Annotated in this window: 13 protein-coding genes; 5 read left to right on the forward strand and 8 right to left on the reverse strand. The window is 71.2% G+C overall.

The window, feature by feature from the left end:
* The 3 genes from ABZ260_RS30340 to ABZ260_RS30350 all read left to right on the forward strand — a co-directional run.
* Nucleotides 1-1,462 (forward strand): tetratricopeptide repeat protein (locus ABZ260_RS30340; RefSeq protein ID WP_355624671.1); only part of this gene is annotated, 1,462 nt, incomplete at its 5' end.
* Between the two features lie 122 nt (nucleotides 1,463-1,584).
* On the forward strand, nucleotides 1,585-2,787 hold the full coding sequence (locus tag ABZ260_RS30345) for an FAD-dependent monooxygenase (protein ID WP_355624673.1): 1,203 nt from the start codon (nucleotides 1,585-1,587) through the stop codon (nucleotides 2,785-2,787).
* A gap of 38 nt (nucleotides 2,788-2,825) precedes the next feature.
* Nucleotides 2,826-3,011: a hypothetical protein gene (locus ABZ260_RS30350; protein ID WP_355624675.1), complete on the forward strand. Its 186-nt coding sequence runs from the start codon at nucleotides 2,826-2,828 to the stop codon at nucleotides 3,009-3,011.
* Between the two features lie 37 nt (nucleotides 3,012-3,048).
* On the opposite strand, the gene ABZ260_RS30355 is transcribed toward ABZ260_RS30350, so the two are convergent.
* Together ABZ260_RS30355 and ABZ260_RS30360 are read right to left on the reverse strand one after the other, a co-directional pair.
* A complete protein-coding gene (locus ABZ260_RS30355; RefSeq protein ID WP_355624677.1) occupies nucleotides 3,049-5,616 on the reverse strand; it encodes a glycosyl hydrolase family 18 protein in 2,568 nt (855 codons plus the stop codon).
* Between the two features lie 311 nt (nucleotides 5,617-5,927).
* Nucleotides 5,928-7,094: an erythromycin esterase family protein gene (locus ABZ260_RS30360; RefSeq protein WP_355624679.1), complete on the reverse strand. Its 1,167-nt coding sequence runs from the start codon at nucleotides 7,092-7,094 to the stop codon at nucleotides 5,928-5,930.
* 91 nt (nucleotides 7,095-7,185) lie between these two features.
* Between ABZ260_RS30360 and ABZ260_RS30365 the strand changes: the two genes are divergently transcribed.
* Nucleotides 7,186-7,869: a TioE family transcriptional regulator gene (locus ABZ260_RS30365; protein ID WP_355624681.1), complete on the forward strand. Its 684-nt coding sequence runs from the start codon at nucleotides 7,186-7,188 to the stop codon at nucleotides 7,867-7,869.
* An 82-nt stretch (nucleotides 7,870-7,951) separates the two neighbouring features.
* Here the strand turns inward: ABZ260_RS30365 and ABZ260_RS30370 are convergent, their stop codons facing one another.
* Nucleotides 7,952-8,725 carry an SDR family oxidoreductase gene (locus ABZ260_RS30370; RefSeq protein ID WP_355624683.1) on the reverse strand — a complete coding sequence of 258 codons (774 nt, stop codon included), beginning with the start codon at nucleotides 8,723-8,725 and terminating at the stop codon, nucleotides 7,952-7,954.
* A 142-nt stretch (nucleotides 8,726-8,867) separates the two neighbouring features.
* Here ABZ260_RS30370 and ABZ260_RS30375 point away from each other — a divergent pair, with 142 nt between their 5' ends.
* Nucleotides 8,868-10,166, forward strand: a complete 1,299-nt coding sequence (locus ABZ260_RS30375) for a DUF2252 domain-containing protein (protein ID WP_350952342.1) — start codon at nucleotides 8,868-8,870, stop codon at nucleotides 10,164-10,166.
* A 136-nt stretch (nucleotides 10,167-10,302) separates the two neighbouring features.
* Here the strand turns inward: ABZ260_RS30375 and ABZ260_RS30380 are convergent, their stop codons facing one another.
* The 5 genes from ABZ260_RS30380 to ABZ260_RS30400 all read right to left on the reverse strand — a co-directional run.
* Nucleotides 10,303-11,352: an ABC transporter ATP-binding protein gene (locus ABZ260_RS30380; protein ID WP_355624685.1), complete on the reverse strand. Its 1,050-nt coding sequence runs from the start codon at nucleotides 11,350-11,352 to the stop codon at nucleotides 10,303-10,305.
* Nucleotides 11,349-12,329, reverse strand: coding sequence for an ABC transporter ATP-binding protein (locus tag ABZ260_RS30385; protein ID WP_355624687.1), 981 nt, complete (start codon nucleotides 12,327-12,329; stop codon nucleotides 11,349-11,351). Before ABZ260_RS30385 ends, ABZ260_RS30380 begins: the two co-directional genes overlap by 4 nt.
* Complete coding sequence (locus ABZ260_RS30390) at nucleotides 12,326-13,207, reverse strand: ABC transporter permease (RefSeq protein WP_355624689.1); 882 nt, start codon at nucleotides 13,205-13,207, stop codon at nucleotides 12,326-12,328. The genes ABZ260_RS30385 and ABZ260_RS30390 overlap by 4 nt, the downstream gene beginning before the upstream one ends.
* Nucleotides 13,204-14,238 (reverse strand): ABC transporter permease, encoded by a 1,035-nt coding sequence (locus ABZ260_RS30395; protein ID WP_355624691.1) that lies wholly within the window; start codon nucleotides 14,236-14,238, stop codon nucleotides 13,204-13,206. Before ABZ260_RS30395 ends, ABZ260_RS30390 begins: the two co-directional genes overlap by 4 nt.
* 6 nt (nucleotides 14,239-14,244) lie before the next feature.
* Nucleotides 14,245-15,289, reverse strand: a 1,045-nt coding sequence (locus ABZ260_RS30400) for an ABC transporter substrate-binding protein (protein ID WP_355624693.1), incomplete at its 5' end; no start/stop codon positions are given.

Consider the following 15,289-nt stretch of genomic DNA (forward strand, 5'->3'; position numbering starts at 1 on the left):
GCCCTGGGCCGAGCGGGTGACGTCAAGCTGCGAGCCGGTACGGACGCTCAGCCGGATGTCACCGAGGGTGTTGTCCACGCAGCTGACCACCACCGAGCGGACGACCCTCGTCGCCGAGCACGACAACCTCCAGGCGGCACTGCGCCGGGCCGCCGAGGCCGGGGAGGTCGAGCTCGGCCTCGGGCTGCTCGCCTCCCTGTCGTCGTACTCCTGGATGCGCGGCATGCGTGTCTCGGCGACGGCGCAGGCGGTCACGCTGCTGGAGGAGATCGGTGACAGCCCGCCCCCCGAACTCGGGGACGAGTACGTGCTCTGCGTGCTGACGGCGGCGGCCGGCGACGGCGGGCGGGAGGCGTGGGAGCGCCACCGGGCGACGGCCGAGGCGATCGTCGTCGCCCCGGAACGGCCGCACCGCCATCCGGTCATCACCTTTCTCTGGCCGATGATCACCGCCGACGCGGAGGACCCGAGCGTCGCGCTCTCGGTGATCGCTCGCGGGCAGGCGGGGCCCGACCCCTGGGAGCACGCCGTCGTCCATCTGCTCTGGGGATACCCGCAGCTTTCGAGCGGGGACCCGGCCCGGGCCGAGCATGAGTTCGCCTCGGCCGCGGACGCCTTCCGAGCACTGGGCGACCGATGGGGAACGTCGCTGGCACTGGACGCGCTGGCCGGTCTGGCGGCGCTGCGCGGCGAGGAGGGAAAGGCGATCGCCCTGACCGACGAGGCCCTCGCCCTCACCGAGCGGCTCGGGGCCATCGAGGACGTTCCCGACCTGCTCTGCAACCGGGGCGACTACCGCGTCCACGCCGCGTGGGCGGGGCGGGACCCGACCGGCGACGGCCTCGCGCGGGCGCGCGCCGACTACGAGCGGGCCGCCGAGATCTCCCGCCGCGCGGGCAGCCCCACCTATCTGGCCGCGGCGCTGCGCGGCCTCGGCGACATCGCACGGCTGGAGGGCGACCTGGCCGGAGCGCGCGGACTGTACGAGCAGGCGCTCGAACGCTTTGAGACCCACTGGGTGAAGAGCGCGGGAGGCCGCACGGGCGCGCTCTTCGGGCTCGGCAGGATCGCCGAGATCTCCGGGGACCTTGCCGAGGCCGCAGCCCTGTACCGGCGGGCCGTCGAGGTCTCCGTGGGAACGGGGGCGATCACCGAGAGCGCCCGCCCGGTCGAGGCCCTGGCCCAGATCGCCCTGCTGGAGGGCGACGCCCCGGCCGCCGCCGTACTGCTCGGCGCGGCCGTCTCCCTGCGGGGACTCTCCGTCGCCGACGACCCCGGCGTCTCCCGCACGGCCGCCACGGCGCGGGCCGTGCTGGGCGAGGCGGCGTACGAGGCCGCCCACCGCGCGGGCACCCTGTTGCCCACGGCAGACGCGCTCCGCCTGGCCGGTATCCCCGAGGCCGTCATCCGGACGTCACCGATCAACAGCGTCACCGACCGCGGGATGCTCCGGCCCGGCTGACCCGCTCGCGGCCGGCTCAGGGCTGGGCTCCCTGCCCCCGAGGGCGTGCGGCCCGCCGGCCCGCTCGCGGCCGGTGAGCCTGCGGTGAGCCTCCGGTGAGCGCCCTCGGACAGGCTCACGGCATGGACACCACACCGCGTCTGAAGAACAAGAACATCCTGATCTCCGGGGCCGGCGTCGCCGGTCCGGCGCTGGCCTACTGGCTGCACCGCCACGGCTTCACCCCCACGATCGTGGAGCGGGCGCCCGACGCCCGCGACGGCGGCTACGCCGTCGACTTCCGCGGCGAGGCGCACCTCACCGTGCTCGACCGGATGGGGATCCTGGCCGACGTCCGGCGCGAGCAGACGAACATGGGCGCGATGTCGTACGTCAACGAGGCGGGCAAGAAGATCTCCAGCATGCCCGCCGACGTCTTCAGCGGTGACGTGGAGATCCTCCGCGGCGACCTGGCGCGCATCCTGTACGAGCGGACCGGAAAGGACGTCGAGTACGTCTTCGACGACTCCATCACCTCCATCACCGAGGACGCCAAGGGCGTCCAGGTCACCTTCGAGCGGGGCGCGCCGCGCCGGTTCGACCTGGTCGTGGGGGCCGACGGGCTGCACTCCAACGTCCGGGCGCTCGCGTTCGGGCCGGAGTCGCGGTTCGTGAGGGACATGGGCCTGTACTGCGCGATCTTCACCACCGCCAACCACCTCGGCCTCGACCACACCGGACGGCTCTACAACACCCCCGGCAGGCTCGTGGCCATGTACAGCGCCCGGAAGAACACCGAGGCCAAGGCCATGTTCTACTTCGGCTCCCCGCCGCTGAGCTATGACCGCCGCGATGTCGAGCAGCAGAAGAGAATCCTCGCCGAGGCGTTCGCCGGCATCGGCTGGGAGACCCCCCGGCTGCTGGACGCGATGCGGGACGCCCGGGACTTCTACTTCGACTCGATCAGCCAGGTCCACATGGACCGCTGGTCCCAGGGCCGGTCGGTGCTGCTCGGGGACGCCGCCTGCTGCGCCTCACCGCTGTCGGGCATGGGCACCGGACTGGCCATGGTCGGCGCCTACGTCCTCGCCGGAGAGCTGGCGGCGGCGGGCGGCGACCACCGGGTGGGCTTCGCCCGCTACGAGGAGGCCATGCGCGAGTACGCGAAGGGCTGCCAGAAGTCGGCGGACGGAGTGGGCGGCTGGATGGTTCCCGAGAGCCGTCTCAAGGCCTGGATCGTCAACCAGAACTACAAGCTGCTGCCCTACGTGCCGTGGAAGGGACTGATCGCAAGGAGCATCAGGAAGACGGCGAACGCCATCACCCTGAAGGACTACGAACGCTGACCGGTCCCGCCGCCTTCGGTACGAACGGAGCCGGCCCCGTGCCCGGAACGTCTCTCTCGGCCGTCGTCACCCGCTTCCACCGCGCGATGCCCGACAGGTCCGCCGACCTGTACGCGATCGACGCCGTCCACGAGTTCCCCTTTCTCGCCCCGGCATGCCCGAGCGCTACCAGGGGCGCCCTGCGCCTGGCGGGGGTGACGGGCCGGGACGCCGCCCCGTGGTGAACCGGGGGGCGGCGTCCCGGCGAGCCGGGCGGAACGGTTACCGCAGACCCGCGTCCAGGGCGGTGGTCAGGGTGCCGGGGTCACCGGACATCTCCCAGACCATCGCGCCGAGCAGGCCCTTGCTCCGGAGCCACGCGGTCTTCTTCCCGATCGACCAGACGTCGTCGAAGGTCCACCACTGACCGCCGTTGCCGGTGTAGCAGTAGGTCGCCACCGACTGCTCGTCGTGTCTCACCGCGCATCCCGGCACGGAGGCCAGCAGGTTGGCGTATCCGCGGGTGCCCGCCTCGTCCGGGAACTGCCCCGGCGCCGCGCCGGTGGCCGTCTGCCACTCGCCGAACCTCCCGCCGTCGGCGACGCCCTGCCAGCCCCGCCCGTAGTACGCGAGACCAATGGTGATCTTGCGCGGGTTCACCCCCGCCTGGAGATAGACGTCGACCGAGTCCTCGACGCTGAAATGGAACGGGTACGGGTCCTCGGCGTCGGCGTACAGGTTGCCCTGGTGTCCGGCCCGGTTGGGCTCCCAGGAGTTGTCGCTGCCCGCGCCGTGGAAGTCGTAGCCCTGGACGTTGAAGATGTCCAGGGACCTGGCGACCTCGGGCAGGTCCCAGCCGGCGGCGATCTTCGCCGGGTCGGCGGGGGTGAAGGCGGTGAGCTGGTAGCGCCTGCCGGTCTCCTGGGTCAGCGCGTCGAGCTGCCTGCGGAACTCGGCGATCAGCAGCGTGTTGTTCGCCTTGTCGTTCGGGCCGATGTGGTTGCCCGCGTGCCCCTCCGAGCCCGGCCACTCCCAGTCCAGGTCGATGCCGTCGAAGATCCCGGCGGCGCTGCCGGGGCCGCCCGCGCCGTTGTAGACCGGCAGGTTCCCCTTGATGTACGTGTCGATGCAGGAGCTCACGAACTTCTTGCGCGCCGCGTCGGTGGCCGCCACGTCGGAGAAGTACTTCGAGTACGTCCAGCCGCCGAGCGAGATCAGCACCTTGAGGTTCGGATACTTCGCCTTGAGCTTGCGGAGCTGGTTGTAGTTGCCGCGCAGCTTCTCCCAGCCGGTGTCGGCGACACCGTCCACCGACTGCGCCGCGCTCATCGGCCTGCCGTAGTCGGCGTCCGCGTCGCCGGAGCCGTCGCCCTGGTTCGGGTCCTGCGGGTTCGCGGTGGTGCCCTTGGTGACACCCTGCAGGCACGTCAGGTTCACCGGGTCGATGTTGCCGAAGGCGTAGTTGAGGTGGGTCAGCTTCGCGGCGGCACCGGTGGTGTCGAGGTTGCGCACGAAGTACTGGCGGCCGTAGATGCCCCACTGGACGAAGTAGCCGATCCTGGCGTATCCGCTGCCGATGATGTCGTCGGTGCTCACCTTCAGCGCGGTGCTCGCCGCCGACGTGTTGTCGTACAGGTCGCGGGCCTTCACGGTGAACGTGTACTCGGTGGACGGCGACAGCCCGCTCACCGTGGCGGAGGTGCCGGTCACCGTCGTGGCCAGGGTGGCGCCGGTGTAGACCTCGTACCCGGCGATGCCCTTGTTGTCCGTCGAGGCGTCCCAGGTGAGCGAGACGCTGGAGGAGCTCTTGCCGGTGACGCGCAGGTTCGCGGGCACGGTCGGCGGCTGGGTGTCGTCACCGGCGTTGTTGGTGGTCACCTTCAGCGCGGCGCTCGCCGGGGAGAGGGTTCCCTTCCGGTCCCTGGTCTTCACGGTGAACGTGTACTCGGTGTTCGAGGTCAGGCCGGTGACGGTGGTGCTCGTCCCGGTGACCGTCGCGGCGAGGTCGGCGCCCCGGTAGACCTGGTAGCCGGAGATCGGCAGGCTGCCCGGGGTCGCGGCGTCCCAGGCCAGCGAGACGGTTCTGGTGGTCTTGACCGGCGAACGCAGGTTGCCGGGCGCGCCGGGCGGCGTGTCGGCGGCGCCGTCGCACCTGACGTCGTTGATCCTGCAGTTCTCCGGCTCGGCGGACGCGCTGCTGAGCGTGAACGCGGGGCTGTACGGCTCGGTGGTACCGCGTGCCGCCACGGTCGTGTTGTAGTGGGCCGGGCTCAGCGTGACCTGGCGCCCGCTCTGGCTCAGCGACCCGTTCTGCGCGGCGCTCGCGGTGACCCCGGCGGGCAGGTCGAAGGTGATCGACCAGCCGTTGAGCGCGGTGTCGGTGTTGTTGGCGACCACGAATCTGCCCTGGGTGCCGCTCCCCGAGTAGGTCGCGGTGACGGGCGCGTCCGGGGGCGGCGGGTCGCCGCTGCCGTCGCAGTTGGCGCCGTTGATCGTGCAGCTCACCGGCTGGGCCGCCGCGCTGAGCGTGAAGGTGGGGCTGTACGGCTCGGTGTTGCCGTTCGCCCGTACCGTGTTGATGTAGAAGGCGGGGGTCAGCTTGACCCGCGTCCCGTTCTGCGTGGTGGTGGCGTTCTGGGCACCGCTGACCGTGATGCCCGCGGGCAGGTCGAAGGTGATCGACCAGCCGGTAACCGGAGTGGTGCCGGGGTTGCTCACCACGAACTTGCCCTGGGTGCCGGTGAGGGTGAAGACCGCGGTGAGCCGGGCGGCGGCCGAGGCGGGGGACGAGAGAGCGGCGAGAGTGGCTGCCATGGCGAGAACCAGCAGCATGGAGGCTAATCGGCGCACGTAAATGCCTTTCCATTTAGGAAAGTTTCCTAATAATTACGCGGATCGTAACCCCGGCGCCGGATGCCTACAAGGCCCAAAACAACGCCTCCCGCCCAGCTCGAACCGTGCGGCCGCCCGCCTGACCGCCCGGGAACGGAAGGCCGGTCAGGACCGGCCGCCGACATGGGAAGCCCTCGGTTTGTCGGCGCAGCCGGTTACCGTCAAAGCGGGTCGGCGACCAGCCCGCACAGCGGCGATCGCCTGGCGATCCCGGGCACCGTCTTCGGTGAGGAGGCGGGCATGGATGGTGTGATTGATGCGCGTGCGTGTCAACCCAGCTTTTTCAGCCTGACGGCCTGCTTGAGGAAGACGATGCCGTCGATCATGTCGAGCTGGGCCGGGTCCAGCGGGAAATAGGCGAAATCGTGGGAGATGCGCGGGGCGGGCTTCGTGACGGCCTCGGCCAGGCGGCGGGCGTCGATGAGAGAGTGGTCCCACGGGAGTGTGGACAGGAGGCCCTCGACGGTGTCAGGGGACGGAATGTCGTCGCCGACCGTGCCGAGGGCCGAGGCCAGAAAGGCATACCGGTCGCCCAGGTGCGTTTCGGCGATCGCCCCCGCACTCCACCACTCCAGCGCCTGGTCGCCGAACGGCATGAGGCTCTTGTTCCGCTGCAGGTGAAGGTTGCCGGCGAAAACCAGGGCCGGGCCTTGCTCGGCGACGGCACGCAGGTTGGCGGCCATCATCGCGTCCCGCAGGGCCGACAGCCGGGTCCACCGTTCCGGGGAGGCGTCGGCCATCCAGGAGTGGTAGCGGAGCAGGCCGACGGCGGTGCGCCCGTACAGTGCCGCCCGCTCCCTGTCCTCCGCGCTCAGCCGCGGCGCCTGCGTGTCGAGCAGCGCCACCAGGTCGTCGGCGATCAGGCGCAGCCGCTGGGCGTCGGCGGACCGGCCGATCGACTGGGACGGATCCATGGCCGTGGCCTCGTTCGACCACCGGTCGTCCGGGCCCAGCAGCGCGTCGAGGGTTTCCATCGTGCACGGGAGCGGGCCGTCGAGAAGGCCGTGGAGACCGGTGAGCGCCTGGCGCGGGCTCTCGGCCCAATACTCCAGAGGGCCGTCGAAGCCGAAGAACCGGAGCTTTTCATCATGTTCCTCGTTGTACGCGCGCATCCAGCGCACGAGCTCGCGATTGGCCGGTGACGCGCCGAAGCCGTGGCTGAAGCCGCGCTCCATGACGTCATCGAGCGTGCCGGTGCCCGTCGTGACGTGGTCGTCGACCACGAGGCCCATGAGACAGTCGCTCTCGATGGCGAACGACCGGTAGCCCTCGTGCTCGACCAGATGCCGGAAGATCTCGTTGCGCAGCTCGCCCAGCTCCCCCACGAAGTGCCTGGCCTCGCCCAGGCCGAGCAGCAGGGGCTTGGCGGGAAGCGACCGGAGGAACGCCGAGACGCCCGTGCCATCGAGCGGCCGGGCCGTGTCCTTGATATCCATGCCTTCAACGGTATCGCTGAACATTCGGTGTAAACTTTTCCAGGAAAATCCCCGCTCTCATCGCGACGAACCTTCAATCGGTGGTGCATCCATGAGGCCAGTGGACCTGGCGCGCGAGCACGGCCTGTCCACCCAGGCGATCAGGAACTACGAGGACGCCGGCATCCTGCCCGCCGCCGAACGCACCGTCCACGGCTATCGCACCTATACGCCGCTGCACGCGCAAGCCCTGCGCGCGTTCCTCGCCCTCATGCCCGGGCACGGTCACCAGACGGCCACGTCGATCATGCAGGCGGTCAACCGGGGTGCCACCGAGGACGCGCTGCGGCTCATCGACGAGAGCCACGGCCAACTCCTCGACGACCGCCGCACCCTCCAGGCCGTCGAAGCCGCGCTCCGCGATCTGGCGCCCGTGCCGCAGGAGCGCGGCGACACGTTCATCGGCCCGCTGGCCAGGAGGCTCGGCATCCGCCCTGCCACCCTGCGCAAATGGGAGAACGCCGGGCTGGTCCGGCCGCGCCGCGATCCGCAGACGGGCTACCGGATCTACAGCGCGGCCGACGTACGGGACGTCCGGCTGACCCACCAGCTCAGGCGGGGTGGCTACCTGCTGGAGCAGATCGCCCCGCTGATCGCTCAGGTCCGCTCCGCCGGAGGCGTCGCCCCGCTGGAGTCGACCCTGCGCGACTGGCAGGCCCGCCTGTCCGCCCGGGGCCGCGCCATGCTCAAGGGCGCCGCCGACCTGGACGCGTACCTCTGCGCCCGCGAACCCTGAGGCCGAACACGGCACAGCGCAACGGCACAGGAAGGCCGGGCCGCTGACAGCGGTCGCGGCCGGGAGACGCTCGCCTACATCCTCAGCCGAGGCCGCCGTTGGCGTGGAGGTTCTGGCCGGTGAGCCAGCGGCCGTCGGGGCCCGCCAGGAAGGCCACGACGTCGGCGATGTCCGAGGGCTCGCCGAGGCGGCCGAGCGAGGTCATGCCCGCGACCTGGTCCAGGGCCGCCGCGGGGTTGGTGCCGCGCAGCAGATCGGTGTCCGTGGCACCGGGCGAGACCGTGTTGACGGTGATGCCCCGGCCGCCGAGCTCGCGGGCCGTGACGGCGGTCAGCTGTTCGAGCGCACCCTTGCTCGCCGCGTAGGGGGCGATGCCGGGTGCCGGGCGGACGGTGTTGAGTGTGGAGATGTTGACGATGCGCCCGCCGTCGCGCATGTGCCTGGCGGCGTATCGGATGGTCAGGAAGACGGCTCTGGCGTTGACCGCCATGACGCGGTCGTACACTTCCTCGCCGGTCTCCGCGACGGGGGTCGGGGTGAAGCTCAGCGCGGCGTTGTTGACCAGGATGTCGAGGCCGCCGAGAAACTCCTCCGCGGTCTCCATCAGCCGCTCGGCGGCGCCCGGCTCCGCCAGGTCGGCCTGGACGGCGCAGGCACTCCCGCCCGCCTCCTTGACCGTCCGCTCGACCTCGGCCGCGGCGCCGGCGTCGCTCGCGTAGCTGAAGAGCACGTCCGCCCCGTCGCGGGCGAGGCGCTCCACGATCGCCCGGCCGATGCCCCGCGACCCTCCGGTGACCACCGCCGCCTTGCCCTCCAGCACCGCCATGTCGACCTCCACTCCCCTTGCGGACCTCATCTCATCGTCGAATCTATGATCGCGCGGTGCGGCTGTCGACGCCCGCCACGCCGCGCGAGCCGTGCCCGGCCATTGGTGCGTTCCAGATCTGTAATCTCGGAGAACTGGCGGAGTTTCGGTCGTACGCCCTAGCGTGCGGACCATGACCATCGATGGGCGCTCGGCGCACATTCTCGACGTCCTGATCACCGAGTTCGGCGACTCCATGAAGCGCGATCCAGCCGCCTTCCGGCGCAAGTTCCGGAAGATGGCCGCCTCACCGTTCGCCTTCTACCGGGGCAGCGCCTGCCTGTTCTACGCGGACATGACCGGCGAGTTCGCCGACGACGCCTTCCTGGACGACCAGACGAGGCGGGTCTGGATCCACGGCGACCTGCACGCCGAGAACTTCGGCACCTACATGAACGCCTCCGGCGTGCTGGTCTTCAACGTCAACGACTTCGACGAGGCCTACGTCGGACCGTACATCTGGGACCTGCGGCGGTTCTCGGCCAGCATCGCGCTCATCGGGTACGCCAAGGCGCTGTCCGACGACGTCATCACCGCCCTGGTGACCGAGTTCGCCGGTGCCTACCTCGCCGAGCTGACCGGCATCTCCGAGGGTGGGGACGACGCGATCGGCTCGCTGACCCTAGAGACCACCACCGGCGTGCTGCACCGGGTGCTGCAGCACGCCCGGCTGAACACCCGGGTGGCGCTGCTGGAGCTGGAGACCACCGTCGAGAACTTCGACCGCAGGTTCGCCGTCATGGACGGCCGCTACCCGGTCGACGAGGAGACCCGGCAGCTGGTGGAGGCGGCCTTCCAGGACTACCTGACGACCCTTCCCACCGTCTCGGCGGTCGAGCACAAGATCAAGGATTTCGCGCTCCGCACCGGCATCGGGATCGGCTCGGCCGGGCTGCCCTCGTACAACATGCTGCTTGAGGGCCACACCCAGGCCCTGGAGAACGACGTCATCCTCTACATGAAGCAGGCCCAGGTCCCGGCCGTGGCGCGGTACGTGACGGACGAGAAGGTGCACGGCTACTTCAAGCACCAGGGCCACCGCACCGCCGAATCGCAGCGGGCCCTGCAGGCGTACGCCGACCCGTGGCTCGGCTACACCACGCTGAACGGCGTCGGCCAGATGGTCGCCGAGGTCTCCCCCTACACCGCCGACCTGGACTGGGGCGACGTCAACGAGCCGGACGAGCTCGCCTCGGTGATTCGCGACCTGGGCCGGGCGGTGGCCAGGATGCACTCGGTGGCCGACGACGAGTCCAGCCACGACCTGGTCGACTTCTCCACCGAGGACGCGATCGTGGCCGTGATCGACGGCGACACCGAGGGCTTCACCCGCACCCTGGTCGACTTCGCGCACGCCTACGGGGCACGGGCCAGGGCCGACCACGGGCTCTTCGTCGACCTGTTCAGGAACGGCCTCCTCCCCGGCCTCTGAGTCCGGCTTGCCGGCCCGGCCCCCGAGAGCGGCCCCCGAGATCGGCCCCTGTTATCGGCCTCGGCAGCCGGGCTCCGGAACCGTTCTCCGTGAACGTCCTTCGGGAAGGGCCTCGCCCGGGGCCGGTCGCCTCATCTCACCGCCGCTCCGCCTCCGTTTCCGCCTCCGTTTCCGACTCCGTTTCCGCCTCCGTTTCCGACTCCGTTTCCGACTCCGCCTCGCGCCGGGCGGAGCGGGCCTCGGCGTGGTGGCAGGCGACCTGGGCCCCGGCCGAGGACGGCAGGACCGGCAGTTCCCCGGACGCGCACAGCCCTTCGACCCCCGCCTCGGCCGCCGCGCCCGAGGCCAGCACCTGGCAGCGCGGGTGGAAGCGGCAGCCGGCCGGGATCCGGGTGGGGTCCGGCGGCTCGCCGCCCAGCACCACGGGCGACCGCGACTCCGGCAGGACCGACAGCAGTGCCTGGGTGTACGGGTGCGAGGGCGAGGTGAGGATCCGCTCCACCGGCCCCGACTCGACGATCCTGCCGAGATACATCACCGCGACCCGGTCGGCGATGTTCCAGGCCAGTCCGAGGTCGTGGGTGACGACCAGGGCCGACAGGCCCAGCTCGGCGCGGAGGCGGAGCAGCAGGGCGAGGATCTCGCCGCGTACCGACGCGTCCAGCGAGGCCACCGGCTCGTCGGCGACCAGCACCCTGGGCTCCAGCGCGAGGGCTCCGGCGATGACGACGCGCTGGCGCTGGCCACCGGACAGCTCGTGCGGGTAGCGGTCGAAGAACCGTTCGGGAGGACGCAGCCCGGCCCTCGACAGGGCGGAGGCGACCAGGTCGCCCTCGCCGGGCAGGCGATGGATGCGCGGCCCCTCGGCCACCGCCTCGTAGACGGTGTGCCGGGGGTTGAGCGATCCGGTGGGGTCCTGGAGCACGAGCTGCACCTCGCGGCGGTGGGCCCGCAGGGCGCGCGATGAGTAGGCCAGCGGGACACCGCCGTAGCGGACCGACCCCGAGGTGGGCCGCTCCAGACCGAGCAGGGTCCTGGCCAGCGTCGTCTTGCCGCAGCCGGACTCGCCGACCAGCGCGACGATCTCCCCCTCGCCCACGGCGAGGTTCACCCCGTCCACCGCGCGGGCGCGGCGCCCGCGCGAGGCGAACTCCACCCGCACCTCCCGCGCTTCGAGCAGGGTCATCGGCTCTCCTCACTGACGTGGACGCACGCGGCGGTGTGCGGCGCTCCGGTGCCGTCGCCCGCAGCCCGCAACTCGACCGGCTCCGACGCGCACGAGACGAGCGAGACCGGGCAGCGAGGGTGGAAGGAGCACCCCGCGGGCAGGTGCGCGGGGTCGGGCGGGTCACCGCCCAGTCCCCTGGGCGCCATCCTGGAGGCGGGGTCCCCGACGGTGGGGAACGCCTCGGCCAGCGCCCTGCTGTAGGGGTGCCGCCCGCCGGTGAAGACCTCGCGCGAGGGGCCGGACTCGACCACCCGGCCCGCGTACATGACCGCCAGCCGGTCGCACGTCGACGCCAGGACCGACAGGTCGTGGGAGATCATGACAAGGCCGATCCCGTGCTCGGCGATGAGCGAGCGGATCAGCGAGAGCACCTGCGCCTGGATCATCACGTCCAGCGCGGTGGTCGGCTCGTCGGCGATGATCAGGCGGGGTGAGCAGGCCAGCGCCATGGCGATCATCACCCGCTGGCGCTGGCCGCCGGACAGCTCGTGCGGGTAGCCGCGCGCCCGCCAGGCCGGCAGGCCGACCTGCTCCAGCAGCTCCGCCACCCTGCGCCGCGCCTCGGCCCCGGTCGCCATGCCGTGTACCCGCAGCGGTTCGGCGATCTGGTCGCCGATCCGGCGCACCGGGTTCAGCGCGTGCTGGGCACCCTGGAAGACCAGCGAGGCCGAGGCCCACCGGACCGCGCGCAACCGCCCCCAGCTCATCGCCAGGACGTCCTCGCCGTCCAGCAGGATCTCCCCGGACACCAGCGCGTCCCTGGGCAGCAGCCGCAGCAGGGACATGGCCAGCGTCGACTTGCCCGACCCCGACTCCCCCGCCACGCCGAGGGCCTCACCGGCCTCCAGGCCGAGCGAGACGCCCCGCACGGCGGGCACGTCCCCGGCCGCGCCCCGGTAGGTCACCGCCAGGTCGCGCAGTTCGAGCAGGGTCACGAGGCTCCTCTCAGCCGCGGGTTGAGTACGGTCTCCAGGGCGCGCCCGCAGAGGGTGAACGCCAGGACCACCGCGATGATGCACAGGCCGGGCGACAGCACGTACCACCAGGCTCCCGAGGTGGCCGCGCCCCAGTCGTAGGAGCCGCGCAGCATGCTGCCCCACGAGACCTGGCCGGAGCCCGCGCCGAGGAAGGCGAGGGTGGACTCGGTGACGATGGCACTGGCCACCATGAGCGTGGTGTTGGCCAGGACCAGCGGGGCGACGTTCGGCAGCACGTGCCGGGTCATGACATGCCAGTGCCCGGCGCCCAGTGCCCTGGACCTCTCGATGTACGGCCTGGCCTCGACCGCCAGCGTCTGCGCCCGGATCAGCCTCGCCGTGGACGCCCAGGAGGTCACCCCGATCGCCAGGATGATCGTGGACGGGCCACCGCCGAGGATGGCCGCGAGCACCATGGCCAGGACCAGCGCGGGCAGCACCAGGAACCAGTCGGTGACGCGCATCAGCACGGCGGCGACCCAGCCCCGGAAGTGCCCGGCCGCGATGCCGAACACCGTGCCGATCACCATGCTGAGCAGCGCCGACATGAACCCGATGAGCAGCGAGACCCGCGCGCCCCACAGCAGCATGAGCGCCACCGAGCGGCCGGACTCGTCGGTGCCGAGCGGGAAGTCCATGCTCGGCGGTGCCATCCTGGCGCCCGTCGCCCTCGTCACGTCCATCCCCGACGGGTCGGTGAGCAGCGGCGTGAGCAGGGCCGCCAGGACGGCGACCAGCAGGATCGCCGCCCCGTACAGCCCGGCCCGCTGCCTGGCGTACCGGCGGCAGAACCGCGCCAGAGCGGCGCGGCGGCGGGTGCGGGCGATCGTGCTCAAGCCGACCTCACCCTCGGGTCCAGGACGTGGTAGACCACGTCGGCCAGCGTGTTCATGACGATCACCGCGACGCAGACGAGCATGAAGGTGCCCTGCATGACGGCGTAGTCGGGTCCCCTGATCGCCTCGACGAACAGCAGCCCGAGACCGGGCCAGGAGTAGACGAACTCCACCGAGACCGCGCCGCCGACCACGAACCCGATCTGCATGAAGACCAGGGTCACCGTCGGCAGCAGCGCGTTCGGCACCGCGTGACGGCGCCGGACGTCGTCGTCGCGCAGGCCCTTGGCGCGGGCGGTGGTCACATAGTCCTGGCCGATCTCGTCGAGCAGCGAGGAGCGCATGACCAGCAGGTACTGCGCGTAGACGACGGCGACCAGGGTGAGGCAGGGCAGCACCAGGTGGTGGGCGACGTGCAGCAGGTAGAGCGGCCCGCCGGGGGCGTCGACGTCCTCCATGCCCCGGGTGGGGAACAGGCCCGGTACCGGGCCGATCCCTGCGGCGAGGACCATGAGCAGCAGCAGTCCCAGCCAGAAGGTCGGCACCGACCACAGGGTCAGCGCGGTCCCGGTGGAAAAGCGGTCGAAACGGCCGCCGTGGTGCCAGGCGGCCCTGGTGCCCTGCCACATGCCCAGGCCGACCGCGACGGCCAGCCCGGTGCCCACCAGCAGCAACGTCGGCCCCACCCGGTCGCCGATGAGCTCGGCGACCGGTCTGCGGTACTCGTACGAGGTGCCCAGGTCCAGCCGCAGGGTCCGGCCCACGAAGTCCAGGAACTGCGCGCCCAGCGGCCGATCCAGGCCCATCTGCCGTCTGAGCAGGGCGAGCTGTTCCGGGGTCACCGGCACGTCGCGGGTGTAGGCGATGGTGGGGTCGCCGGGGATCAGACGGAACAGGAAGAACGTGGCGACGATCACCAGTCCGATGCTGAGCAGTGCCCCGCCGAGCTTGACCAGCGCGTAGCGCGCCACGGCCCGGCGGGCACCGCCCTCCTCGGTGTCGCCCCTCGCCTGTTGCGGCGATGTGAGCATCGGCCGCTACTCGCGGTCGTCGGCGGCGGCGCGGCGGCGGCGCAGGAGGAAGAAGCCCCCGGCGCCGAGAACCACCACGACGGCCACCGCGACGGCCACCACGGTGCCGCTTCCCGAACCGCTCCCGGCCGGGGCGGCGGCGCGCTCCACCGCACGCAGCGAGTAGACCGGCCAGTAGCTGCTCCCGCCGTACAGGATGCCGTTGTCCTCGGGGATCGGGGTGATGGAGGCGATCCGGTCCTTGCGGTAGCCCTCCAGGTTGTTGGGATAGTAGATCGCGACGACGGGAGCCTCGGTGTAGAGCCGCGCCTGCATCTGCTTGATCAGCTCGACCCGGGCGGCTCGATCGAGTTCGGCCAGCTGCGCCTGGTAGAGCCTCTCGAACTCCTTGTCACAGAAGAAGGACTCGGTGCCGCCGCCCTGCCCGCTCGCGGTGGGCCTGCGGCTGCACAGGTGGGTGGCCAGGATCTCCTCCGGGTCCGGGTTGACCGACCAGCCGCTGATCGCGATGTCGTAGAGCGCCGTGCTGCCCGTCTCCTCGGTGAACTTGTTGGAGTCGAGCCTGCGGGTGGTGAGCTGGATGCCGATGTCCTTCAGCCAGCCGGTGAGGAACTGGGCGATCTTGTCCTCGACGGGCTCGTCGGTGTGGATGCTGAAGCGCATCTCCAGCTTGCGCCCGCCGTCGGGCATGGTGCGAACGCCGTCCGCGCCCTTGGCGTAGCCGGCCTCGTCGAGGATGCGGTTGGCCTCCGCCAGGTCGAAGGTGACTGCCTTGTCGCCCTCGGCCTTCCAGAAGAACTCCTGGTACATCGGCGGGATGATCGAACCGTCCGCCGGTACGGCGAGACCGTTCTGCGCCTGCTCGACGAGGGCCTTCTTGTCGATCGCGTGATGGATGGCCTGGCGCACCCTGACGTCCTTCAGCGCGGGGTGCCCGTCACCGATCGGCTCGCCGCCGGCCGTCGCGGCGCCCGGGTTGAACTGCAGGTAGCTGGCCCTGCGGCCCTGGGTGTTCCACTGCGTGATGTTCGCATCGCCCGCGAGGGCCTCG

The organism is Streptosporangium sp. NPDC006013, from assembly GCF_040614275.1.
GTDB lineage: Bacteria > Actinomycetota > Actinomycetes > Streptosporangiales > Streptosporangiaceae > Streptosporangium.